Origin of the sequence: Maribacter sp. 2-571 (assembly GCF_050589625.1) — a bacterium.
GTDB lineage: Bacteria > Bacteroidota > Bacteroidia > Flavobacteriales > Flavobacteriaceae > Pelagihabitans.
On record NZ_JBNGOP010000039.1, the window covers coordinates 1 to 25,001 of the forward strand.

Below are 25,001 nucleotides of genomic sequence, written 5' to 3' on the forward strand. Positions count from 1 at the left end.
GAACGAATTTCAAATTTCAAAGAACGACAATTGCAACCAATTGAAAATCTTTTAGTTACAACCGGACACTATTGACTTTGTACTAACTACTTTGAACTGACCACTTTCTAATTATTACCAAACATCTGTTCATTGCTAATTGCTAATTGCTAATTGTTCATTGAAAAAAGACTGCTTCGCTGAAGGAGCAAGGAGAAAAGACAAATTCAAGTTCAAGTGTCAAGTTCAAGAGTCAAGTGTCAAATTCAAAAATCAAACACAAACGAACAACTGATTACTCATTACCTTGTACTGACCACTTTCCAGTTATTACTAGACATTTGTTCATTGCTAATTGTTCATTGTTCATTGAAAAAAGACTGCTATCCTGTCAAGCTTGTCGAGACGTGTTTTAAAACGTAAGTTCAAGGGGCGGGTTCAAAAAAAGCAGCGGTATGGCCAACGAATCTTAGGTAGTGAGTTCGGTGAACAAACTCTCCAGGTTTTTGTTTTTACGGCTCAACTGTAGGGTCTTCAGCTGATTGTCGTGGGCAAAGTCGAATACTGCCGGCCGCATATCCTTGGCCGTATCAAAAGTAATCTCGTAAACGAAACCGTGTACGTTTTTAACATGGACCGCATGGGGCAGTTGGTTCAAGAAAGCTTCCTCTACCCGATAATCGAATTCGACTTCGATCAGCTGCTCTTCGGCCTCCCGAAGCTCCGACAGTTTTTTGTTGGCGACCAATACCCCCTTGTTAATGATCAATACCCGATCACAGACCGCTTCTACCTCCTTCATGATGTGGGTAGAGAGCAAAATGGTTTTCTCCCTGCCGATTTCCCGGATCAATTTTCGGATTTCCATCAGTTGGTTGGGGTCGAGCCCCGTAGTGGGTTCATCCAAGATCAGTACCTCCGGGTCGTGTATAAGGGCGGCGGCCAAGCCTACCCGTTGCCGATAGCCTTTGGACAGTTGTCCTATTTTTTTGTGGGCCTCGGGTTCAAGCCCGGTAAGCGAAACGACCTCCGCAATACGGTTTTTGGAAACACCATAGGCCTCGGCATTGAATGCCAGGTATTCCTTTACGAACATTTCCAAATAAAGGGGATTGTGCTCCGGAAGATAACCAATGGTGCTGCGCACCGCTTTTGACTGGGTGTTTACATCAAAATCGTTTACGTGTGCCTCGCCCGTATCGGCGGCGTAAAAGGTGGTCAGTATTTTCATCATCGTAGATTTCCCAGCGCCGTTGGGGCCTAAAAAACCCACAATTTCACCCTTTCCCAAAGTAAAGGACACTTGGTCCAAGGCTTTTTGAGTACCAAAGGCCTTACTTATATTTTTTACGGAAATAGACATGTATGCTCCATTTTAGTCCAAAAGTAAACAATCTCCAACCATCTTGGAAACGATACCTCCATGTGGCCTTCGTTGTCATTTTTGAGGTCGGTAGGCGTTTCCATTTCTTAAAAGAATAGAATCGAACATGTTGTTCGTGACCGGAAAAGCCGGTATTTGAATCAGATAGTAGATCTTATTTGGAAGATAAGGGTAGCCTGCGTCGAACGAAAAGGACGATAAGGTGCAAAAAGCGACCTAAAGTACGCTTCGGGGTAGCTTTGGAAAAGAAAACACAAATCAAAACAAAAAGCTTTTGCTACGGGGCGTGGCGCAACGGGAATTGCTTCTCTAAAACCGCACTGCGCTTAGCCGAACCGTTGTAGCACATTATGAGCATTTAGACAGAATGTGGTCATCTCAACAATATTATACGGATAGATTTGTTATATTTGTACGTATAAAACTTGAATTTAAGATGGATGCAAAATTGACGCTTAAACTAAATCAAAAAATTATCGAGAAAGCAAAGCTATATGCTTCCGATAAAAAAATGAGTTTATCCCGAATAGTGGAATCCTACCTTCAATCGCTTACATCGGAAAATAATGGGAGTGAACTTGAAATATCGCCTTTTGTGAAAAGTATAGCTACGGGAACAAAAATTCCAGTCAATTTAGACTACAAAAAAGAGTATTCTGATTTTCTTATTGAAAAATACAAATGAGTAAGAGAGTTTTCATCGACACTAATGTAATGCTGGACCTTTTAGGAGAAAGACCACCCTTTTATGAACCAATTGCAAAAATCGCAACCTTAGCGGAAAAAGAAAGACTAACAATGGTAGTCTCTCCAATTTCTTTCGCAACTGTGAATTATTTTCTTTCGAAATTTGAGAACCCAAAAATCGCACGAGAAAAGTTGAGAAAATTTAAAATTCTCTGTGAAATATGCGCTATTGACGAACAAACAATCGAGAAGGGTTTGAATTCATCTATAAAAGATTTCGAGGATGCGTTGCAATATTTTGGCGCAACGGAATCAGAGTGCGAAATAATCATAACAAGAAACGGAAAAGACTTTAAGAAATCCCTTTTACCAATAATGACGGCCAAGGAATTCCTAAGCAGCCTGAACTAAAAATAACTGCGCATAGCTCAGTGGGCGGTTGTCGGCAACCATAATCGACTTAAAAAACACTCTTGAATGTTTGTAAAAAGTGTCTAACTCGATTAAGGAGTTATTTTAAGGTAGAAATGGTATAAACCTAATACAGTGGTCGCATATGTAATTGTAGTGTTTGCGTATGTTTAAGAAAGCGCAAAATCAATGGATGCCTCAAAGGTAGGTTCAGGAAAAAGTTTGCATGCATTCGATCGAAAAAACAAAAAAAAGGCCAGCAGAAATTTTATTGTTGAATTTAATTGTTACTTTAGCCAAAGTTTAAGTGTACAATGAGTAAGCAATATTTTTATAACGGTTTTTACTTTTATTTCTTTTTTAGGAAAGAAGCGGGACTGTTATAGGATATTGAAAAGTAATATGATATAAAGTCCCGCAACTAGCGGGACTTTTTTCGTTCTATCCGATGATAGCGCATTATTTATAGGACCGTTGTACGGTAAACAACCAATAGTGATGAACATGAAAATAGCCATTCAGGGAATTAAGGGGTCTAACCACCATCAGGTGGCTAGGGACTGTTTTGGTGATGGGGCCGACCTGATCGAATGCATGTCGTTCGATGCCTTGGTGGATGCCTTGCTTCAACGGGACGCCGATACCGGTATTATGGCCATAGAAAATTCCATAGCAGGGTCCATCATCCCCAATTACGCCTTGATCTATCAAAACGGGCTTCATATTGTAGGGGAGCATTATTTGAACATCCATCACCATCTGATGCTGCTGCCGGGGCAAACGATCGACGATATCGAGGAGGTGCGGTCGCATCCGATGGCCCTGTTGCAATGCAAGGCATTTTTCAGCGCGTTTCCGCACATTAAATTGGTAGAAGATGCCGATACCGCCGAAACGGCACAGCATATTCAAGAACAACAATTGAAGGGTATTGCGGCAATTGCACCTCGGGTAGCGGCCGATTTGTACGGTTTGGACATCGTAGCCGAGGACATTCAGACGATTAAAAATAATGCAACGCGATTTATTATTGTGCAAACAGAACGGGCCGACGTGGAAAGGAACGAAATCAATAAAGCCTCTATCCGGTTTATGACCGACCATAAAAGGGGCAGTCTTGCGGCAATGCTTAACGTAATGAGCGATTGTTTGATGAATTTGACCAAGATCCAATCCTTGCCGGTTATTCAAACCCCTTGGAAATACGCCTTTTTTGTCGACCTGACCTTTGCGGAATATGCCCACTTCGAAAAGGTGAAAACGCTTTTGAACATCATGTCCGAAGATTTTAAAGTGCTCGGGGAATATAAAAATGCCAGAATATGATACGCACCGCAAATCGATTGCATACTGTAGCGGAATACTATTTTTCCAAAAAGCTCAGGGAAGTACGGGGATTGATCGCGGAAGGACGGCCCATTATAAATATGGGTATCGGAAGTCCCGACCTGACCCCGCCACAAACGGTGCTCGATGCCATAAAAAATGCCATAAGCGACACAGGTGCACACCAGTACCAGAGTTATCAGGGATTGCCGGGGCTACGACAGGCTTTTGCGGATTTTTATGCATCCCAGTTCGGGGTATCGGTAGCGCCCGATTCGGAAGTATTGCCCTTAATGGGCTCCAAGGAAGGAATCATGCACATCAGCATGGCGTTCTTGAACGAAGGCGACGAAGCGCTCATTCCCGATCCGGGATATCCGACCTATAGTGCCGTTACCAAATTGGTGGGCGGTGTTCCAAAATATTACAACCTGACCGCTGAAAATGGATGGTTCCCGGATTTGGACGATCTGCGGTCCAGGGATTTGTCCAAGGTGAAATTGATGTGGACGGGGTATCCTCACATGCCTACGGGCGCCGTGGCAAGCTCGGAGCAATTTACCGAACTCGTGGCCTTCGCAAGGGAAAAGAATATTCTTTTGATAAACGACAACCCCTATAGTTTTGTGTTGGCAAAACGGCCCATGAGCTTGCTTTCGGTCGAAGGGGCAAAAGATGTGGCACTCGAGCTGAATTCCCTAAGTAAAACATTTAATATGGCCGGTTGGCGGGTAGGAATGGTCATGGGAAGTGCCGATCATATCAATGCCGTACTAAAGGTAAAGAGCAATATGGATTCCGGAATGTTCTATGGCGTTCAAAAAGGGGCCATTGCGGCCTTGCAGAGCGGTACTGAATGGTTTTCGGAAATGGACAAGGTGTATGGGGAAAGAAGAAAAGGAATTTTTCGGTTGGCCGAAAAGCTGCAATGCGAATATGATCAAGATGCCGTAGGCATGTTCGTATGGGCGAAATTAACTTCGGGAAATAAAAAAGCGGAAGCTTTTGTAGACGAGTTGTTGTACGAGAAGAATATTTTTATTGCCCCGGGTACCATTTTCGGTAGCAATGGGGAAGGGTACGTGCGGTTTTCATTATGTGTGAAGGAAGAAAAGATAAAAGAAGCCATCGAACGTTTTTAATCAGTTCGGTGTTCGCGAACGCATGTATGGGCAAAAATTGTGTTGAAAAGTTAAGACCATGAATATAGTTGTTATCGGTATCGGTTTGATCGGGGGGTCCTTTGCAAAGGACATCAAGCGGTTGCGGCCAGCCTCCGTTATACATGGTATCGACACCAATGAAGAACATTTGGAAGCAGCGGCAGCGATCGGGCTTATTGATGAAAAAGCGACATATGAAGCGCTTTCCGAGGCCGAAATGGTTATCGTGAGCATTCCCGTGGATGTATTGATGGGGGAACTGCCCAAAATTTTGGATGCGGTAAACGACGATTGTGTGGTGTTCGATGGCGGGTCCACCAAAAGCCTCATTTGTAAGGCGCTGGACGATCATCCAAAGCGACGGAACTATCTCGCATGCCATCCTATCGCGGGTACGGAGTTTTCCGGTCCAAAGGCGGCCCTTGAAGGGTTGTACGAGGGCAAGACCAATATCATTTGTGAGGTGGAAAAAACGGCATTCAAATTACAGGAAAAAACCTTGGAGCTTTTTCAGGAAATGGGCATGCGCATACGGTATATGAGTCCCGAGGCGCACGATAGGCACATTGCCTATGTCTCCCATTTATCACATATCAGTTCCTTTATGTTAGGGAAGACCGTTATCGAGAAAGAAAAAAACGAACGTGATATTTTTGACATGGCGGGGAGTGGTTTCGAAAGTACCGTTCGGCTCGCCAAAAGTTCCCCCGCGATGTGGACACCGATTTTTGAGCAGAACAAGGTCAATGTAATCGAAACCTTGGAAGAGTATATCGGTAATCTGGAAGCGTTTAAGGCGCTGTTGATAAAAGACGATTATGAGGGCATTTATAAAGAGATGGACAATACCAATAAGATCAAGGAAATCCTGAACGGTATTCCGTTTCGAAAAAAAGAACAGTAAACCGGTTCATTGCGAACCGTTATCCAATAAATAGGGCGTAAGGCCCAATAGAGCAGCAAACGTAAAATTAAAGAGTATAATAATGGAGAATACCAAAGAAATGAGATCCTGGTTGGACGATATGGGCCTTGATCATCCATTGGTGATCGCTGGTCCCTGCAGTGCGGAGACCGAAGAACAGGTCATGCGGATCGCGAACGACCTAAAGGATACCGATGTCAACTATTACCGGGCAGGGATATGGAAACCACGGACACGTCCGGGCAACTTTGAGGGGGTAGGCGCCCTAGGGCTCAAATGGCTTCAGAAAGTAAAGGCCGAGACCGGTATGAAAACGGCGACAGAGGTGGCCAATCGCGCACATGTAGAGCTGGCCTTGGAACACGATATCGACCTGTTGTGGATCGGTGCACGATCTACGGTAAGCCCGTTTATCGTTCAGGAAATTGCCGATGCCCTCGAGGGCACCGATAAAGTGGTATTGATCAAAAATCCGGTGAATCCCGACCTATCCCTTTGGCTGGGTGCCGTAGAACGATTGTATTCTGCGAACATCAAAAAGCTTGGGGTCATACATAGAGGGTTTTCCACCTACGAAAAAACGAAGTACCGAAACATACCCGAATGGCAATTGGCCATTGATCTGCAGACCCGTTTTCCCGATCTCCCGATTATAAACGACCCGTCGCATATTACCGGAAAAAGGGATATGATCTTCGACGTATCGCAAACCGCGCTCGATCTTAACTTTGACGGTCTAATGATCGAGACCCACTATGATCCGGACAACGCCTGGAGCGATGCCGCGCAACAGGTTACCCCTGAACGGTTGGTGCAGATCATGCAAGACCTTCGCATCCGTAAGGAATCTGACGCAGAGGCCGAGTACAACAGCAAGTTGAGCAACCTAAGGGCACAGATCGATGTAATCGACAATCAGTTGATCGACACTTTGGGCAAACGAATGAAGATTTCCGATGGTATCGGGCAGTTGAAAAAGCAAAAGAACGTTGCGGTACTACAATCCAATCGTTGGAACCAAATACTGGGTGCCATGATCTTGGAAGGGGAAGCCAACGGGTTGAGCGAAGAATTCGTGCTGCGCATGTTCAAGGCCATTCACCAGGAGTCCATCAACCATCAGGAGAAGATTATCAAGGCGTAACCACTTGTTGTCAATTGGGCATTCATAAAAGCAAACGTTGCTGTTGTGGATGCCCAATGCTATTTAGAATATTTCAAAAGCGGTATTGCAACCGCACTTTTCAAGGTTCCAAAACCCCGCTTTTTTAAAATGCTACCTTGGAACTGCCCAAAAAACCTTTATTTTGCAGATGGGAGCCAAAACCTACCCGTAAATGAAAGGAGTCGTTTATAAATCCACAGGAAGTTGGTACACGGTAAAGGGCGCCGATAACGGGTTTTACGAATGCCGGATAAAGGGCAAGTTCCGTATCAAAGGCATCAAGAGTACCAATCCCATTGCGGTAGGAGATCAGGTGGTATTCGATTTAGAGCATACTGGCGACGAAATGGTTGGGGTGATCAGCACAATCGAGGAACGTAAGAATTACATCATTCGAAAATCCGTCAACCTTTCCAAACAGACCCATATTATAGCGGCCAACCTAGACCAGGTGTTTTTGATGATTACCCTTAACAACCCTGTGACCCATCCTATTTTTATCGATCGTTTTTTGGCCACTGCCGAGGCGTATGACATTCCGGTGGTATTATTGTTCAATAAAATTGATGTGTACAACGAGGATGCGCTGACCGAAATAAAGTACTTGGCTGACCTGTACCGGAACATAGGATATCCCTGTATAGGCATTTCCGCGAAAACTGGAAAAAATGTTGAACAGGTCCGAGCGTTGATGAAGGGGAGCACCAGTCTTTTTGCCGGACATTCCGGAGTAGGGAAATCGACACTGGTAAACGCGTTGGCCCCGGAATTGGACCTAAAAACGGCCGCCATATCGGACCAGCATTCCCAAGGACAACATACCACTACCTTTGCCGAAATGTACGACTTGGAATTCGGGGCCCGAATAATCGATACTCCGGGAATTAAGGGCTTCGGCGTGGTAGATATGGAAAAGGATGAGATCGGGGATTATTTTAGGGAGTTTTTTGAAATTAAAGGGGCGTGCAAATTCAATAATTGTCTTCATATCGATGAACCCCATTGCGCCATAAAAAAAGCCTTGGAAAACGATGAGGTATCCTGGAGCCGATACAAAAGTTATGTGCAAATGGTTACCGGGGAAGAGGGGGCGTACCGCATCGATGAACACATCACCAAACGCAGCTGAAGTTAACACCAGAAATGGTATAAAATGGTATTCGTTCGGTCCCATATGCTTTATATTGGGCAAATTACTTGAGTGACACCTTGCGGTTCGCCGCAAAAGGGTTTTGGTATGGCCCTGAAAACACTGCCGCTTAAGGCCATATAAGCCTATAGAGGACGATTTTTAAAGCGTTGTCCGTGGTTGTCATTATAACAAAATGGCGAAGGTTCGGAAGCGTTCGGTCGGTCAAAAAAGTATAGTAGAAAGCAATACGTTTAGTAAAGGAACATGCGCGCAGTCATACAAAGAGTTACGGAAGCAAGCGTCGCCGTTAACGGTGAACGGGTTTCCCAAATCGGGTCGGGACTCATGATACTCTTAGGGGTCGGGACTTCCGATACTATGGAAGATGTACAATGGCTTTCCCGAAAAACGGTGCAGCTTCGAATTTTTAACGATGATGAGGGACGTATGAACCGTTCCCTGCTCGATGTTCAAGGAGAAGTGTTGGTCGTCAGTCAGTTTACCCTGCATGCGGCCACCAAAAAAGGAAATCGCCCGTCATACATCAAAGCGGCGAAACCGGAGCAAGCCGTTCCGCTGTACGAGGCTTTTGTACAACAGTTGGAAAATCATTTGGGACGACCGGTGCTCACCGGGATCTTTGGGGCGGATATGAAGGTCAAGTTGTTGAACGAAGGCCCGATAACGCTGATTATAGATACAAAAAATAAGGAATAACCAAATGTTTTTATAATTTTGCAGGTTTTATGTAGGAATTTACCAATTCTGCTTGCAAAACTAAACCAGCCAAACCAATGCGATTTCTTCCTGTACTTTTTTTCCTGTGTTCCCTTTTCATCTCCTTTGGTCAAGAAACCAGTTATCAGTCCCTTTTGCTCAACAAAAAGTTAACTGAAAATGCCGATGCCATCATCCGAATGAACGAAATGCACGTTGATATCGTGGCCCAAGATCAAATGACCTATGCCGCTAGAAAAGTGGTGACGGTATTGAACCGTAAGGGTAGGGCCAAGGCGCGTACTTCGCTTGGCTACGACAAGGAGAACAAGATCAAAAAAATAGAAGTGTTCATCTACGATAAAATGGGTCGGGAGATCGAGCATATCAAAAAAAAGGATTTTGAAGATGTCAGTGCGGCCGACGGCTTTTCACTTTATCTGGACAACCGCATTCTATACTATGATTATAAACCGGCAAGCTACCCGTATACCGTAGCATTTTCCTTTGAAATGGAAACGACCGATACGGGAGTGTTATGGCCGTGGTACGTTCAAAACGGGTACAGGACGAGTGTGGAAAAAGGCAGGTACTCCTTAAGGTATCCTTCCAATGCGCTTAAACCGGTGGTCAAAGAAGAAAACATGTCCAAAATCGATTTGGTAAAATCTGACCAGGGAGGCTATTTGAAGTATAGCGTAGATACCATACCCGCAATAAAATGGGAAAGTTTGAGTCCGGACTTTTCCAAAATAGCACCCAAACTATTGCTTCGCCTTCCCAATTTTCATTACAAAGGCCACAATGCCAAGGTGGACAACTGGAAAGATCTGGGGACCTGGATGGACAAAAAACTCTTGGAGGGCAGGACGGCCCTTCCGGAAGGAACCGTAAACAAGGCGAAATTATTGGTGAAAGGTGTTACCGACGACCTGGAAAAGGCCAAGATCATTTATCAATACGTACAGGACAATACCCGCTACATCAGCGTTCAAATCGGTATCGGGGGCTTTCGTCCGATAAGCGCCGTAGAAGTAGACCGGGTCAAATACGGTGATTGTAAAGGATTATCGAACTATACCAAGGCCTTATTGGAAGCCGTGGACGTACCGTCGTACTACACTGTAATCCAAGCAGGAAACGATAAAATTGATTTTTACGAGGATTTTGCCGACCTGCGTCAGGGCAATCACGCTATTTTGGCCATTCCTTACCAAGACCAATATTATTGGATCGATTGTACTTCCCAAGTGCATCCCTTTGGTTTTGTAGGGGACTTTACCGACGACCGAAAGGCGCTGGTGGTCACCCCGGAAGGAGGGGAGATCGTGCGTACCGTAGCCTACTTGAACAAAGAAAACGCCCAGGTCACGAAGGCCAAATATTCCCTGTCGGCCGAAGGGGGCATTTCCGGGGAGACCCTTATCGCTACGAGAGGGGTGCAGTACGATCAGCACTTTAATCTGGAAACACAAAAGAAGGAAGATGTTATAGAATATTACAAGGAGTTTTGGAGCAATATCAACAACCTCAATATTGGGGAGTTCGGTTTTGAGAACGACCGAAACGAAGTGGTCTTCAAGGAGACCGTAACCTTCGATGCCTCCGATTACGCCTCCGTGAGCGGCAAGCGAATGCTGTTCGTCATCAATGCGTTGAACAAGAATACCAACGTGCCAAAACGGTACCGAAATAGGGAACAGCCCTTTGAAATACAACGGGGGTTTTATGATGAAGATGCCTATGAGATACAGTTGCCGGAAGGCTATGAATTGGAATCCCTGCCGGAGATGGTAGAAACCGATACCGAATTTGGTTCGTATTGTTTTGAGGTTTCCCACGACCCCGAAAAACGGACCTTGGCCTACAAACGCAGTTTATTGGTAAAACAAGGGGAGTATTCCAAGGAGAAATACAATTTGTACCGCGATTTTAGAAAACAGGTGGCCCGTGGCGATAAGGCCCAAGCGGTATTGCTCAAAACAGGTTCCTAAACAACCTTTTCCCGAGAGGAGCCTTTGATGCTTCTTCCAACAAAACACCCGAACCGTAATTTAAATTATTTAGAAAAAGCAATAGTTTTTAGCCGGTCGCACTGACCGGATTTATAGTATAATTACAACCAAACCAAATGAAAAACATTACCAAGATCATTTTTGCCATCGTTTTTTCCATGTCCCTTAGCACATGGGCCCAAGAGGTCAAATTCGGAAAAATATCCAAGGAAGAATTGTTGGAAAAGTTCAATCCGGAGGATAGCGCGGCGGTCGCCACCTATTTATACAAATACCGAAAAACGAGCTTCCAATATAACAAGCTAAGCGGTTTTCAGCTTATCACGGAAGTACAGGAACGTATTAAGATCTACACGAAGGACGGGTTTGATTACGCGACAAAAAAAATAAGACTGTTCGGCGACGGTGGCGACAAGGAAAGGGTAAACGGTTTCAAGGGGTTTACCTATAACTTGGACAATGGAAAGGTCGTAGAGACAAAAATTGGGAAAGACGGGCGCTTTAATACGGTGCTTTCGGAAAATTGGAGCCAAGAATCTTTTACCATGCCGAATTTAAAGGAAGGCTCCGTAATCGAGTACAAATATAAGATTGTTTCCCCTTACATTTCAAATGTGGACGAGTTCGTATTTCAGCACGACATCCCCATCAAGCGCCTGAACGCCGTGATGAGCACTCCCGAGTATTTCAACTTTCGCATAAGCGGCAAAGGTTTTTTGGACATTGCCTCCCGTACGGAACGGAAGACGAATACCATTACCTTTACCCAAAAGGTGGCCCAACAATCGGGAAGCGCTTTAAGTCCCGGGGTTGCACGACGTGAACAAAGTACTGTCGACTACATAAGTACCCTTACCTACTACCAAATGGCCAATGTGCCCGCACTTAGGGAGGAACCTTTCGTAAACGGTATCGACAACTACCGGGCCGGTATGAAATATGAATTAAGCTATACCAAGTTTCCCGACACCCCCATAAAACAATATGCCACCGATTGGCCTGCCGTGGTGAAGAGTATTTATGATCGCCCGAATTTTGGCGGGGAACTCAAAAAGCAGGGATATTTTGAAAAGGATCTGGATGCATTGTTGTCCTCCGCATCTTCGGATAGCGAAAAAATAGGAAGGGTATATCGTTTTGTGAAAACCAAGGTAAAGTGGAACGAATCCTATGGGAAATATACGGACAAAGGCGTGAGAAAAGCATACAAAGAGGGAATCGGGAATATAGCCGAGGTCAATTTGATGCTTACGGCAATGTTGCGTTACGCGGGCTTGGAGGCCAACCCGGTACTCTTGAGCACACGAAAGAACGGCGTACCGCTTTTTCCGACCAGGGAAGGGTACAACTATGTGATCAGCGGCTTACTTTTCAACGGTGAGATTGTCCTACTGGACGCCACCAGCGCATTCAGTACCCCTAATGTGCTTCCCTTCCGGACGTTGAATTGGGTGGGGCGTATGATCAAAAAAGACGGTTCTTCCGCAGAGGTGGGCCTTTATCCCAAAAAGAACAGTACCACAAAGGTGTTTATGAATACCACCCTGACCGAGGACGGAACAATGGAGGGAAAACTGCGAAAGGTGTATTCCGATCACAATGCCATAACGTTTCGGTCGTCCTATGTTGGTAAGCATGACACGTATTTGGAAGAATTGGAACAGGACAATGGGGACATGGAAATCGAAAATTTCACTGTGCAAAATGAGACCGATCTGGGCAAGTCGGCAATCGCTTCGTACGACTTTCTTTTGGAGGAGGCCGTGGACGTTATCGGGGGCAAGATCTATTTAAGCCCCTTGCTTTTTCTGGGAACCTCCGAAAATCCCTTCAAATTGGAGAACCGGGAATTCCCCGTGGATTTCGGTTATCCCACCTCCTCCAATTACATCATTTCCATAAAGCTGCCGGAAGGGTATCAAATAGAAAGCCTACCGGAACCCTTGTCCATGGTTTTGCCCGACACTATGGGCAAGTTTAAATATGCCATTATGAACAAAGGAAACATGCTACAGCTCAATGTGGCGAACGCCATTAACGAACCCATCATACTGCCGAATTATTATTCCGCCTTAAAAGAATATTTCAAGAAAATGATCGAAAAAATGAATGAAAAGGTAGTTTTGTCAAAAGTTTAGATCATGAATATCGAAAATGCACAACAGGCGGTAGACGATTGGATCAAAGCGCATGGCGTACGCTATTTTAACGAACTGACCAATATGGCACAACTCACCGAGGAGGTGGGGGAGGTGGCCAGGATCATTGCCAGGAGGTACGGGGAACAGAGCGAAAAGGAAAGTGATAGGGACAAGGACCTTGGGGAAGAGTTGGCCGATGTCGTATTTGTAGTCCTTTGTTTGGCCAACCAAACGGGCATCGACCTGCAACAGGCCTTCACCAATAAATTGGCCATAAAGACCGACCGGGACCGGGACCGTCATAAGAACAACGAAAAACTGCGATAACCACATTGCCGTATCGGGCGTATGCCCCTGGCCGCGTTTTTGGCGGCGTTAACGGCGTTGATGGTTCCGTTGTAAAAAACGTCCTAAAAAAATAATCGGCATGTTTCGCTATAGTCGCTTACCTTTGCGGCCTGTTTAAACCACTTCAACTAAAATCAACGCGCCTTGAAGTTACATCTTACCGGACCACAGCACAACAACTTAGATGTTGAAATTCAGATAACGGGTTCCAAAAGCGAATCGAACCGTTCCCTATTGTTACAGGCCTTGCATGACAACATCGCCATTGCCAATGTGTCGAACTCCGACGATGCCCTGGTAATGCAGCAAGGGTTAAAAATTTCAGATGGAACCGTGGACATTCACCATGCGGGAACGGCCATGCGGTTTCTCACGGCATATTTCGCCGCCCAACAGGGAAAGGAAGTTACGTTAACGGGATCAAAACGCATGACCGAACGACCGATCAAAATATTGGTATCCGCCTTGCGCGAGCTTGGAGCCGATATTTCATACGTGCAGGAGGAAGGATATCCGCCGATCCAAATAAAGGGAAGGGCGCTTACCGGAGAGAAGGTGAGCCTTCCCGCCAACATTAGCAGCCAATACATTTCCGCACTTTTATTAGTGGCCCCGAGCTTGCCCAATGGGCTTACCTTGGAGCTGGTCGGGGAAATAACCTCCATACCCTATATTAAAATGACCCTGGGGCTGTTACAACAAATAGGGGTGGCACATACCTTTGTTGGAAATACCATAACCGTATCGCCGGTACGGCAGGTTGCGGAAACGCATTTGACGGTAGAGTCCGATTGGAGTTCGGCAAGCTACTATTATAGTGTGGTGGCCCTAGCCGAAGCCGGTTCAACGGTAACCCTGTCCGCTTATAAAAAAGATAGCCTACAGGGCGATAGCATATTGGCCGATATTTATGAAAAGATGGGGGTGCGCACCACCTTCTTGGAGAACAGCATCCGGTTGACAAAAGAAAAGAGAGACACTTACGGACCAATTGCTATCGATTTGGTCAACGCGCCCGATATTGCCCAGACCATCGCCGTAACCTGTTTCGGACTCGGAATAGGGTGCCATCTAATAGGTTTGCATACCCTTAAAATAAAGGAGACCGACCGTTTGGTGGCCCTGCATACCGAGCTCTCCAAATTGGGCGCGGACATATCCGTTTCCGATAAGGACCTCACTTTGAAACCCGGCGGGAGCATTCGGGAAGGTATCGCTATCGATACCTATAACGACCACCGTATGGCCATGGCCTTCGCTCCTTTGGCCTTAAAAACGAACTTGTTCGTAAACGATGCGGGAGTGGTTTCAAAATCGTATCCCGATTTTTGGGACGATATGAAAACCGTAGGTTTCGCGATCCGGACCGTTTGAATCCCAATTAATCATTCGTTTACTTGACAACCCCTATCTCGGGGTCGTATATTTGCAGCCGCAAAAGCTTAACTTAAAACAATTCAATGAAACTATCGCATTTCAATTTTGAACTTCCCGAAAATTTATTGGCAGAATACCCCGCAGAAAACCGGGACGAGTCCAAACTGATGGTCATCCATCGCGAAACCGGAAAGATCGAGCATAAGATGTTCAAGGACCTTATCAATTATTTTGATGAAGGGGATGTGATGGTATTGAACAACACAAAGGTATTCCCGGCACGTCTTTACGGAAACAAGGAAAAGACCGGTGCTCGGATCGAGGTGTTTTTATTGCGCGAACTCAATGAAGAACAGCGCCTTTGGGACGTTTTGGTAGATCCCGCCCGAAAGATACGTATCGGCAATAAACTATACTTTGGAGAAGATGAGACCTTGGTAGCCGAGGTAATCGACAATACCACCTCACGGGGGAGAACGTTACGTTTTCTATACGATGGGTCGTATATCGATTTTAGAAGAAAGCTTAGGGAGTTGGGCGAAACCCCTTTGCCCAAATACATCAAAAGAACGGTGGAACCCGAAGATGAAAAGCGGTACCAGACCATTTATGCCAAGCACGAGGGGGCGGTAGCCGCACCTACGGCGGGGCTGCATTTTTCCAAACACCTTTTAAAGCGGTTGGAGATCAAAGGGGTCGACTTTGCCGAACTGACCTTACATGTTGGTCTGGGCACCTTTAACCCTGTTGAGGTAGAGGACCTTTCCAAACACAAAATGGATAGCGAAGAGCTTATTATAGATGAAAAAGCGACCGATATCGTAAACAACGCCAAAAGAAATAAAAAACGGATTTGTGCCGTAGGTACCACCGCCATGCGCGGATTGGAAAGTGCGGTTTCCTCCGATCATATGTTGAACACCTTTGAGGGGTGGACCAACAAATTTATTTTTCCACCTTACGAATTCAGCATCGCAACGGCCATGGTAACCAACTTCCATTTGCCAAAGTCGACCTTGTTGATGATGATATCCGCTTTTATGGGACATGATTTGATGAAAAAATCATACAAAGAGGCCATATTGGAACAGTACAAGTTTTACTCTTACGGAGATGCCATGTTGATCATTTAAGGGTTGGAGACGCCTTAAAAACAGGGTAATCCCCGTTACGTAAACAAACTGGCTTAATGTTCGACCCCCTCGCCATCCCATAATAGGGTATAATACCATTTCCGGTGTTGAATTATGCAAATAAAAACCAGGGATTTTTTGGGTAGGCGAAAAAGAAAATCCAAGCATAGCGGTAGCTATGGTTAGATTTTATTTTGAAGCATACGCAGAAAAGAACAATTTTTAATGGGTAATTTAACACCGGAAATGGTTAAAAGGGGGTCGTTTGTTCGTTATACTATGGAAATCGATAAAAAGAAAGACGTTCGGGCACTTACCAAAGAGCAATTGCGCGACTTTTTTGTAGCTCAGGGGGATAAGGCGTTTCGGGGCAACCAGGTATACGAATGGTTGTGGCAAAAAGGGGCACATTCCTTTGAGGCCATGACCAATATTTCCAAAGAGACCAGGGCACTTTTGGCAGGGCATTTTGTAATCAATCATATTCGGGTAGATCAAATGCAGCGAAGCAACGACGGAACCATTAAAAATGCGGTACGCCTTCACGATGGGCTGATTGTGGAATCCGTTTTGATACCGACCGCGACCCGGACCACTGCTTGTGTGTCCAGCCAAGTGGGATGTAGTTTGGACTGTAAGTTTTGTGCTACCGCTCGCCTAAAACGGATGCGGAACCTTAATCCCGATGAAATTTATGATCAAGTGGTCGCCATAGCCAACGAAAGCCGGCTGTATTTCGATCGTCCCTTGAGCAATATCGTTTTTATGGGTATGGGGGAACCCTTGATGAATTATAATAACGTATTGAAGGCGATCGATAAAATTACCGCAACCGATGGCCTGGCCATGTCACCAAAACGGATAACGGTATCCACATCCGGGGTGCCCAAAATGATCCGAAAAATGGCCGATGATGAGGTGAAATTCAAACTAGCTGTGTCCTTACATTCTGCTATTGATGAGGTACGTACCGCGATTATGCCGTTCAATGCCACCTTCAACCTTACCGATCTTAGGGAAGCCCTGCAGTATTGGTACCAAAAGACCCAAAGCAGAATAACCTATGAATATGTGGTTTGGGAAGGTATCAACGATACCCGGCGCGATGTGGAGGCCCTGGTCGATTTTTGCAAGTTCGCCCCTTCAAAAGTAAACTTGATCGAGTACAACCCTATAGATGACGGCGCGTTTCGGCAAGCTGATCGTAAGGCCATTCAAAACTATGTGACCGCTTTAGAGCGTAATGGGATAACCGTTACCGTGCGCCGATCCCGTGGAAAGGATATCGATGCCGCCTGTGGCCAATTGGCGAACAAGCAATAATCTTCAAGGTATGGTGTGGGCCGATCCCGACAACCCTTTTTTGAACGGTCGGAAGGAAGTTGATTGGCCAAGATGGTCTTTTTAAGATGCTTTTCCCTAATTTTACCGTGATACGATTTTAACTTTGAAATGGTATCAGGTCGAACCGCAGTACTACAAAACAGATTCTTTGAAAATCGTATCCCAAATAAAAGATCCCATACGACCGGAGATGGAGCTTTTCGAAACCAAGTTTCGCGATGCAATGTCCTCCAAAGTGGCGCTCTTCAATCGCATTACCCACTACATTGTAAACCGTAAGGGCAAGCAAATGCGACCGATGTTCGTATTCTTGACCGCCAAGTTGGTCAATAATGGCATGGTCAATGAGCGCACTTACCGCGGGGCTTCCGTAATAGAATTGATCCATACCGCCTCTTTGGTACATGACGATGTGGTAGACGAAAGCCATAAACGACGGGGCTTTTTCTCCATAAACGCCCTGTGGAAAAATAAGATAGCCGTTCTTGTGGGCGATTATTTTTTTTCAAAAGGACTGCTGCTATGTATCGAACATGATGATATCGACCTTTTGAAGATCATTTCGGAAGCCGTTCGGGAAATCAGCGAAGGAGAATTGTTACAGATCGAAAAGGCACGTAGGCTCGACATCACCGAGGCCATCTATTACGATATCATTCGCCAAAAGACCGCTACCTTGATCGCGGCCTGTTGCGCCATGGGGGCGAGGTCGGTAAAACCGGAATCCGAGGAGGTCGATCGTTTCAAAAAATTCGGGGAACTCTGTGGTATGGCCTTTCAAATAAAGGACGACCTGTTCGATTATGGGGAAGACCGTATCGGGAAACCCACCGGAATCGATATCAAGGAACAAAAAATGACACTTCCTTTGATCTACGTACTCAACAATTGTAGCAAAAAGGAAAAAAGTTGGCTCATCAATTCCGTAAAAAACCACAACAAGGATAAAAAGCGGGTAAAAGAAGTCATCCAGTTTGTGCGAACCAATGGAGGGCTCGATTATGCGGTGCAGCAAATGCTGTCCTTTAAAGAAGCGGCGCTACAACTTTTGGAGGACTACCCCGAATCGGATTATAAAAGTGCCCTGGTGCTCATGGTCAACTATGTGGTCGATCGAAAAATTTAGGTGAGATAAAATACTGTAAATCAGTTTTTTATTGATTTATCCCGATCTTTTTTGTTAGGCTGGGCAACCTTTCTTTCTATGGACACGTCTACTACAATAGAAAACAATAAAAGCAACCTTGGCCATTATTACTTTTTATAGGAACGAAAAACAGCTGATCAAAAAAGCCATTGCGGGCCATCGTGAGGCGCAGCAGCGACTGTACGACACCTATGCCCCAAAAATGTTGGGCGTATGTCGGCGGTATGTGAAAGACCTTCACTTTGCGGAAGACGTTATGGTCAACGGATTCGTAAAGGTGTTCAAAAATCTTGATTCCTTTAAACATGAAGGTAGTTTTGAAGGGTGGATCCGTAGGATCATGGTACGGGAAAGCATATCACATTTGCGCAAACAACAGTTCGTAGTTTTCGACGATACGCTGTATGAAGAGAAGGCCCATAAAAACAAGATCGATCCCGTTGCCCTTGATGTGGAACACATACAATCGTTGATCGATGCGTTACCGGACGGCTATCGTACCGTTTTTGTGCTCTACGCGATCGAAGGGTACAAACATCAGGAAATTGCGAAAGAACTGGGTGTTACCGAAAGTACTTCCAAATCGCAATTGTTCAAGGCGCGTAAGCTGTTACAACAAGGGTTGCAAAAACAAAATATCATAGGATATGGAACCGAATAAATTTGAAGAAACCATAAAACGGCAATTGCAGGACCGTGAAATACAACCTTCCCAAGGCGCTTGGCAAAAGCTGTCGGAACGGTTGGAAGCAACTCCGGTAGCACAAGATAAAAAGCATGGCATATGGTGGGGCATTGCGGCCGCGCTCATAGGCTTGTTGGTAGCGGGCAGTTGGTTTTGGAATACCGATACCACTGAGACCATAACGGCCCCTGCGGTGGTGACCGTTCCCCAGAAGGAAGCGTCCCCGTTACGGTCGCAAACAGTCGAAAAACAGGAAACGCAGGTCGTTGAGGAAACGGTGTCCGCTACGAGGGAAGCACCTTTTTCAACGGAAAAGAATGGTCAAAATAGCGAGAGCCCCGTGGAAAACAATACCGATCTGGCAGCTAGCCCAGTACCCAACGCATCCCCAGAGGATAGTGTTTTGGAGTCCATTTCGATTTTGCCCATTGCGGACGAGGGGCGTGTAGCGGTAGCTCAGGGGGCGATCGATAAAAAAGTATCGGAAGTGATCGCCTTGGTGGAAGAATTGGAAACCGTACAGGAAACGGCACTTACCGATGCGGAGGTAGATTCCCTTTTGAAACGGGCGCAAAATGAGCTACTGGCCGAACGCAAATTGCGGGAAACGTATCAGGTAGATGCGCACTCCCTTTTGGCGGATGTAGAGGATGAGCTGGACGAATCGTTCCGCGACCAAATATTCGGGAAGCTTAAAACCGGATTTCTTAAGGTACGCACGGCCGTTGCGGACCGCAACAACTGATCACAACCTATTTTTATTCGGGATCGGCCTAGCGCACGATACGGGTACGTTTATTCATCAATCAATCTTCGGGCCGGGTAAAGTCCCTCTTTTAGGAGGGGCTTTACAAGAGTCCCTTAAAAATCAACATCATGAGAACTATTATCTTTTTTTTGATCGCATTGCTCATCGCACAATGGAACAATGCCTTGGTAGCACAGGAACGCTATGAAGAAGAAGTGGCGGAGCTGACCACTTTGAAGGAAAAAATTATACTACAGGAAAAAGAAGCCTTGAAATCGGAAGTCGAACGTATTAACGAGCGTTTGGAGGACGATAGCATAACGGCCGAGGAAGCAAAGGTGCTCAAGGAAAATGCCGCCAAAAAAAGGGCTTTGAACATAGAAAACCGTATCGCCATTATCGATAATCGCATCGCACTCCTGGAACGCAATGAAGGCAACGTTTTAAAAGAAAGGGACGAGTTGTCCATTTCGAGCGACGGTGTGGGAATCAGTATCAATGTCAACGACAAACCGTGGCATATTTTCCAACGGAAGGAGCCGCCTTATGATCGTAGGACCTATTCCGATTTTGTTTTTGCCATAGGGCTGAACAATGCGTTGATCGACGGGCAATCGCTTGAAGATTCCCCGTATAAGGTCGCCGGTAGCCGTTTTGCCGAATTGGGATGGAGCTGGCGTACCCGGGTGTTCAAGAACAGCAATTTTTTACGGTTTAATTATGGGTTCAGTTTTCAGTTTAATGGGCTAAAGCCAAAAGACAACCAATACTTTCAGGTCGTTGATGGCGAAACGGTATTGGAGGAATTCGAGTTTGATCTGAGCAAATCGAAATTTCGGATGGACAACCTGGTGTTCCCCATGCATTTTGAGTTTGGACCTTCCCGGGTGCGGGAATCCGAAGACCGCATTCGGTACTCCATCGATAAGAAGTTTCGCTTGGGAATTGGGGGCTATGGTGGTTTTAATCTGGGAAGTCGTCAAAAGCTAAAGTATACCCGTGAAGGCGAAAAGGTAAAAGATAAGTTGAAGCGGGGGTATAATACCACCAATTTCGTATACGGGTTGAGCGCGTATATCGGTCGGGGAGGTACCTTGCTTTATGCCAAATACGACCTAAGCCCCATTTTTAAGGACGCGCTTGTGGAGCAAAGAAACATTTCCCTGGGTGTCCGTTTCGATCTGTAACACTATCGTACGTTACGGCAAGTAAAAACCTTTCAGCGCGGATCACTTGCTTGAACCCGCTTTATGCATTAGAAAATCTATTACAGCTTCCAGCTACTTCAAACTATGGTGCTGCGCTACATTTTTAAATGTAACCGTAGCGGTGCTATGCTTACATTCATAAAATGTCATATTTTATCGCTGCTAAAAGCTTCATTACGAAGTTCTAATGCATAATCCGGGTTGAAAGGTTTTTTGTTTTAACTGGGTTAGGCTTGGGAGGCCCACTTTTCGGGTTAAGGGATGTTTTTTCTTTTTGAAGGGATTGTATCGGTAAATCTCTGAATCCTACGGGATGAAATTAGTTGCTCACTGGAAATCACGACCAACAATTTTTAATACGAAGTGCCTCGGTTTTCCAAAGTTTCTGTTGTTATTTTTTTTCATTCCAAGCTCGCATAAATTCGTCTTGCGATATAAAATCATTTTTATCTAAATCAAGATCTTCCAAAGATTGGTCATACAACATCGAATCGCCCTGTAAAGGGTTTTCAGTCGATAAAAACACTTTAGAGCCTTTTCTGATTTCTATTTGGGAAACAGCGTTTCTACCGTGAAAATGAATATAGTACAATGTATCTTCTTCTGCCCAGTATTTTTTAACAAAAACTTCCTTCATGCTATTTGATAGTTGTTACGCCGTGATTTATAATTAGACCATCTAATGCAAGCTCATTGGTTACTGGTAGTAAGAAAGTATTTGGAGCATTTTTTATCAAATTCAATCCACTTAAATCAATCTCAATGAAATAGGAAACCTTTTCCAGTTCCAGGGAACTCCAAACAATCGTCTGGAAACCTGACCAAGACTTAGACTTTCTGACGCTAAATCCGTCAAATATTGACCTGAACCATGTTTTGCATTTTAAGACCTACAGCGATATTTAGAGAAGTAGCTTTCATAATCGCTTTATAACCTTCTTCATTCGTGTACTGTCTTAGAATATTTACCTTATTTGCAGCGCTCATGTCAACCTGCCCATTCCACGGATTAATTTCTGCGCTCTTAGCATAGTAGTAACTACTTGCAAACCCGGAGACACTGCTGATTGCGGCCCTCATTCCGAAACCGTTTATACCCGCTTCATGGGCCAAACTAAGATCTCCCGTCCGGATCAGCCCCCGGCAAAACTACCGGCATACCCACCGCCGGCACCGCCAAGAACACCCCCTATCGTTCCCTTTAGCACTGGGCTTTTGACCCCAAGACCATTAATGGCGATACGTCCAAGGCTTTTGGTCGCCAATCGGCCCGCCGCACCACCGACGACGCTCGAAAAACCGCCAACCAAGGCCCCCATTGCGGAATCCCCGTCGCCACCGGGCAGTTGGGCCATCTCGGCCCCGTTGATCGCGCCGCCGACAAAAGTGCTCAGGCTCATGGCCCCGCCACCGATGCCCCTCCAGGTGTCGCCACTGCTCGAGTCACATTCGAAAGGGTTGTAGGCGCCATTGACGGTACGAGCGTGACGCTCTCACTAGCTGGGTTGAGGAGGGAAGTTTGAAAACGTATGGTTTTCATAAAATGTTTAAGACTTCTTCCTCTCGATACCTCATGCGTTTACCCAAAGTAGTTCATTTATCAAAATATTTAACAAAAGAGCACGTTATTTCCTTTGAAATAATCTTAAAATCCGAATTCTCGTTTTCGGCCAGATAATCAAAATGGTCAATAGGGTCTAAATCAAAAACAATCAGTCCGTTCTTATGCTCCAGCAGTGCATCTTTTACTGATATTGTAACATCATTTTCATTTGTACCATTATTATAGAAAGTAACATTCTTAAAAACAAGTTCTATAACTTCATACCTACAATCGTTAATTAAATTAGCACAAGTTATAATTATACTAATATGATTCCGCTTTACATCTATATCAGATATCCAAGAATCTGAGAAACACCCGTATTTTCTTTTTATTTCACTAACCATAATCAAGATTTTAATCTTAGCCAATAGTCTTTGGGTATAAGCATAAAGGGTATGTGGTTTTGACACTTGTCGTCCCGATCGGTCCATCAAATAGCTTGATTCGATACTAAAAAAAAACCGTATTAAATATAACTTGCTTAGGGCAAGTAGTGAACGTATAAGAAATACCTTCTTTCAAAAATCTACCCTTGTTCAATATGGGCTATTTCAAAGCCGAATCCCTTTAATTTTTCATTTAAAATCATTTTTCTAAAATTCGGCGTGCACAGCAAGAGTGCTTCAGGTCGTAGCAGACCACGTTTAACACCTATTTTTTGTTCGGTCTCGAAAAAGTCGGGGACCTCGGCATTGCGAAAGTCCTTTACGTAAAGCTCGGACAATAGGTTGAGTCCGATAGTATGCCCTTCCGGACACTTGTACACTTCCCCCTCACAGCTTTCCGACAGATCGAAAGGATCTATGCCCGCAATCGTTTTGTCCATTAGAACGAGTTTGGTGGAGACCGCGCCCAATTGAAAATAGTCGATGGGCCGGTTCCTAGAATATACCTGCTCAAAATGCAATCCTTTTAAACTATAGGATTCACAAGCTTCCTTAAAAGCTCTTGAAACGATTACCTCGCCCGCGATCGTTCTCGCGATGTCCTTTTTCGGAATCGAACTTTTCCGCAAGTGCAACGGGCCCGACTGTTTTCTGTTTGCGCCACAAATTTCACAGGCGACGGTTTCGTCATATTCCGTTCCACATTCCTCCCCGGCTGGCTCAAACGTTGTTTTGACAACAACACGGAACAGATTGGTGTCTAACAGTTCTTTTTTTGTGTATGTTCTTTTAATTTCCCAGCCAAAATAGAAACCCCGCCCATATTTACGTTTAATTTTTTTGGCAATATTGGGAATTTGCAGATATCTTGAATCTTCTTTTGTTATGCTCACAATTCTAACAGAAGTGCCAAGATTCTTTCCTTCACAATCATCAAATAACAAATGAGCAAAATCATGGTTAATGCGTATTTCTAAAACTTCTTTCATCTTTGTTGTTCCTAGTAATTATATCCGGGTGGAAGTGGGAATTTCTTATAGACCTCACTCATTATTTCCTGTAAGCGTTGAGGACTTGGGTTTGGTAAACCATAGCCATGTAAACTTCTAAATTCATTAGTAATCCGCTGGTGATATGCCCCGTCCAAAGGCACTAACGCCCCATCTTTTGGTCCACCGAGATACTTTGGCTTTATATGGTGCAATTCGGTTTTACCGGCTTTCTTTGGGTAAAGTTTTTGTGCCTCTAATACCAGGTCATCGGAATATTTCACTCCTCCGTTGATAGTCTTCCCGTTCCACGGGTTTTGTTCAAATTTCTTTGCCACTTTAAACCCTTGCGCCATCCCGGTCAAGCCGCCCAACAGCATGCCCGTACCGACCTGTTGCCAACCTGCCGACAGTGACTCCCGAAAACTTGCCCCCGTGTACCGCGCTAGCCGCGTCACCACAGATAGCCACCTTGATTTTTAAAAGCTATGAAAATAAAGTAGACAGCTATGCGGATACCATTCTAAGCTTCTGTTAGATTTGAAATGAATTCATTAAGATTTTCGGCAACAAAATATAGGTTTGATGTATCGTTATCATCCGACTCGCTATAGTCCACTTCTTTTTCATGGTCCCAAAAATAAATTTTGCTATCAGCGCCATTCATGCAAAGGCAATTACCAAGTGCATCATTTGCAAAGGGAAAAAACGTATCCGGCATCCTCTTTTCTTCTATTTTAAGAACCTTAAATTCATTTTCAAGACTATCATACTCTCCATCGTGGAGGGCCAAAAACCAATCGACTGAGGATTTGGTCAGATTGCCATTTTCCATAAAAGCAAAAACGTTGGGTATACAGCGCCCACCGTTATACTCTAATAAATGTTTTGTATAGTCTTCTGGAAACTTGAAATTTAACCTACTTTCCAATTCCTGGATTTGAAACTTATCAATTTGTTCCTCCATATCTATAAATTCTGCCAT

26 protein-coding genes are annotated in these 25,001 nt (G+C 44.9%); 18 read left to right on the forward strand and 8 right to left on the reverse strand.

What is annotated here, in order from left to right:
- Nucleotides 1–448: 448 nt before the first annotated feature.
- Complete coding sequence (gene gldA, locus ACRD7P_RS19690; RefSeq protein ID WP_430909470.1) at nucleotides 449–1,342, reverse strand: gliding motility-associated ABC transporter ATP-binding subunit GldA; 894 nt, start codon at nucleotides 1,340–1,342, stop codon at nucleotides 449–451.
- Nucleotides 1,343–1,799: 457 nt separating this feature from the next.
- Between gldA and ACRD7P_RS19695 the strand changes: the two genes are divergently transcribed.
- From ACRD7P_RS19695 to ACRD7P_RS19780, 18 genes are all read left to right on the forward strand, one after another.
- Entirely contained in the window at nucleotides 1,800–2,048 is a 249-nt protein-coding gene (locus ACRD7P_RS19695; RefSeq protein ID WP_430909471.1) for a DUF6364 family protein, read from the forward strand.
- Complete coding sequence (locus ACRD7P_RS19700) at nucleotides 2,045–2,461, forward strand: type II toxin-antitoxin system VapC family toxin (RefSeq protein ID WP_430909473.1); 417 nt, start codon at nucleotides 2,045–2,047, stop codon at nucleotides 2,459–2,461. Before ACRD7P_RS19695 ends, ACRD7P_RS19700 begins: the two co-directional genes overlap by 4 nt.
- Nucleotides 2,462–2,959: 498 nt before the next feature.
- Complete coding sequence (locus tag ACRD7P_RS19705) at nucleotides 2,960–3,787, forward strand: prephenate dehydratase (RefSeq protein ID WP_430909474.1); 828 nt, start codon at nucleotides 2,960–2,962, stop codon at nucleotides 3,785–3,787.
- Complete coding sequence (locus ACRD7P_RS19710; RefSeq protein ID WP_430909476.1) at nucleotides 3,784–4,929, forward strand: pyridoxal phosphate-dependent aminotransferase; 1,146 nt, start codon at nucleotides 3,784–3,786, stop codon at nucleotides 4,927–4,929. Before ACRD7P_RS19705 ends, ACRD7P_RS19710 begins: the two co-directional genes overlap by 4 nt.
- A 58-nt stretch (nucleotides 4,930–4,987) precedes the next feature.
- A complete protein-coding gene (locus ACRD7P_RS19715) occupies nucleotides 4,988–5,854 on the forward strand; it encodes a prephenate dehydrogenase (RefSeq protein WP_430909478.1) in 867 nt (288 codons plus the stop codon).
- Between the two features lie 82 nt (nucleotides 5,855–5,936).
- Complete coding sequence (locus tag ACRD7P_RS19720; RefSeq protein WP_430909479.1) at nucleotides 5,937–7,019, forward strand: chorismate mutase; 1,083 nt, start codon at nucleotides 5,937–5,939, stop codon at nucleotides 7,017–7,019.
- Nucleotides 7,020–7,212: 193 nt separating this feature from the next.
- Nucleotides 7,213–8,169 carry a ribosome small subunit-dependent GTPase A gene (gene rsgA, locus ACRD7P_RS19725; RefSeq protein WP_430909480.1) on the forward strand — a complete coding sequence of 319 codons (957 nt, stop codon included), beginning with the start codon at nucleotides 7,213–7,215 and terminating at the stop codon, nucleotides 8,167–8,169.
- 267 nt (nucleotides 8,170–8,436) lie between these two features.
- Nucleotides 8,437–8,889 (forward strand): D-aminoacyl-tRNA deacylase, encoded by a 453-nt coding sequence (gene dtd, locus ACRD7P_RS19730; RefSeq protein WP_430909482.1) that lies wholly within the window; start codon nucleotides 8,437–8,439, stop codon nucleotides 8,887–8,889.
- Between the two features lie 77 nt (nucleotides 8,890–8,966).
- Nucleotides 8,967–10,883: a DUF3857 domain-containing transglutaminase family protein gene (locus ACRD7P_RS19735; protein ID WP_430909483.1), complete on the forward strand. Its 1,917-nt coding sequence runs from the start codon at nucleotides 8,967–8,969 to the stop codon at nucleotides 10,881–10,883.
- A 137-nt stretch (nucleotides 10,884–11,020) separates the two neighbouring features.
- On the forward strand, nucleotides 11,021–13,042 hold the full coding sequence (locus tag ACRD7P_RS19740; RefSeq protein ID WP_430909484.1) for a transglutaminase domain-containing protein: 2,022 nt from the start codon (nucleotides 11,021–11,023) through the stop codon (nucleotides 13,040–13,042).
- A 3-nt stretch (nucleotides 13,043–13,045) separates the two neighbouring features.
- Nucleotides 13,046–13,372: a nucleotide pyrophosphohydrolase gene (locus ACRD7P_RS19745; RefSeq protein WP_430909485.1), complete on the forward strand. Its 327-nt coding sequence runs from the start codon at nucleotides 13,046–13,048 to the stop codon at nucleotides 13,370–13,372.
- A gap of 165 nt (nucleotides 13,373–13,537) precedes the next feature.
- Nucleotides 13,538–14,767: a 3-phosphoshikimate 1-carboxyvinyltransferase gene (locus tag ACRD7P_RS19750; protein WP_430909486.1), complete on the forward strand. Its 1,230-nt coding sequence runs from the start codon at nucleotides 13,538–13,540 to the stop codon at nucleotides 14,765–14,767.
- An 86-nt stretch (nucleotides 14,768–14,853) separates the two neighbouring features.
- Nucleotides 14,854–15,903, forward strand: coding sequence for a tRNA preQ1(34) S-adenosylmethionine ribosyltransferase-isomerase QueA (gene queA, locus ACRD7P_RS19755; protein WP_430909487.1), 1,050 nt, complete (start codon nucleotides 14,854–14,856; stop codon nucleotides 15,901–15,903).
- A 279-nt stretch (nucleotides 15,904–16,182) separates the two neighbouring features.
- A complete protein-coding gene (gene rlmN, locus ACRD7P_RS19760; RefSeq protein WP_430909504.1) occupies nucleotides 16,183–17,226 on the forward strand; it encodes a 23S rRNA (adenine(2503)-C(2))-methyltransferase RlmN in 1,044 nt (347 codons plus the stop codon).
- A 169-nt stretch (nucleotides 17,227–17,395) separates the two neighbouring features.
- Nucleotides 17,396–18,373 (forward strand): polyprenyl synthetase family protein, encoded by a 978-nt coding sequence (locus ACRD7P_RS19765; protein ID WP_430909488.1) that lies wholly within the window; start codon nucleotides 17,396–17,398, stop codon nucleotides 18,371–18,373.
- Between the two features lie 118 nt (nucleotides 18,374–18,491).
- Nucleotides 18,492–19,055, forward strand: coding sequence for an RNA polymerase sigma factor (locus ACRD7P_RS19770; protein WP_430909490.1), 564 nt, complete (start codon nucleotides 18,492–18,494; stop codon nucleotides 19,053–19,055).
- Nucleotides 19,042–19,824: a hypothetical protein gene (locus ACRD7P_RS19775; RefSeq protein WP_430909491.1), complete on the forward strand. Its 783-nt coding sequence runs from the start codon at nucleotides 19,042–19,044 to the stop codon at nucleotides 19,822–19,824. The genes ACRD7P_RS19770 and ACRD7P_RS19775 overlap by 14 nt, the downstream gene beginning before the upstream one ends.
- 131 nt (nucleotides 19,825–19,955) lie before the next feature.
- Nucleotides 19,956–21,014 (forward strand): hypothetical protein, encoded by a 1,059-nt coding sequence (locus ACRD7P_RS19780; protein ID WP_430909492.1) that lies wholly within the window; start codon nucleotides 19,956–19,958, stop codon nucleotides 21,012–21,014.
- A 412-nt stretch (nucleotides 21,015–21,426) separates the two neighbouring features.
- Here the strand turns inward: ACRD7P_RS19780 and ACRD7P_RS19785 are convergent, their stop codons facing one another.
- From ACRD7P_RS19785 to ACRD7P_RS19815, 7 genes are all read right to left on the reverse strand, one after another.
- The gene (locus ACRD7P_RS19785; protein ID WP_430909493.1) at nucleotides 21,427–21,672 is read right to left on the reverse strand and encodes a hypothetical protein; all 246 of its coding nucleotides are present in this window, start codon (nucleotides 21,670–21,672) and stop codon (nucleotides 21,427–21,429) included.
- Between the two features lie 215 nt (nucleotides 21,673–21,887).
- On the reverse strand, nucleotides 21,888–22,115 hold the full coding sequence (locus ACRD7P_RS19790; protein WP_430909494.1) for a hypothetical protein: 228 nt from the start codon (nucleotides 22,113–22,115) through the stop codon (nucleotides 21,888–21,890).
- 53 nt (nucleotides 22,116–22,168) lie between these two features.
- Entirely contained in the window at nucleotides 22,169–22,435 is a 267-nt protein-coding gene (locus ACRD7P_RS19795; protein WP_430909495.1) for a hypothetical protein, read from the reverse strand.
- Between the two features lie 193 nt (nucleotides 22,436–22,628).
- The gene (locus ACRD7P_RS19800; protein WP_430909496.1) at nucleotides 22,629–22,985 is read right to left on the reverse strand and encodes a hypothetical protein; all 357 of its coding nucleotides are present in this window, start codon (nucleotides 22,983–22,985) and stop codon (nucleotides 22,629–22,631) included.
- Nucleotides 22,986–23,167: 182 nt separating this feature from the next.
- Complete coding sequence (locus tag ACRD7P_RS19805) at nucleotides 23,168–24,016, reverse strand: hypothetical protein (RefSeq protein ID WP_430909497.1); 849 nt, start codon at nucleotides 24,014–24,016, stop codon at nucleotides 23,168–23,170.
- 11 nt (nucleotides 24,017–24,027) lie between these two features.
- On the reverse strand, nucleotides 24,028–24,477 hold the full coding sequence (locus ACRD7P_RS19810) for a hypothetical protein (RefSeq protein WP_430909499.1): 450 nt from the start codon (nucleotides 24,475–24,477) through the stop codon (nucleotides 24,028–24,030).
- 62 nt (nucleotides 24,478–24,539) lie between these two features.
- Nucleotides 24,540–25,001, reverse strand: a complete 462-nt coding sequence (locus ACRD7P_RS19815; RefSeq protein ID WP_430909500.1) for an SMI1/KNR4 family protein — start codon at nucleotides 24,999–25,001, stop codon at nucleotides 24,540–24,542.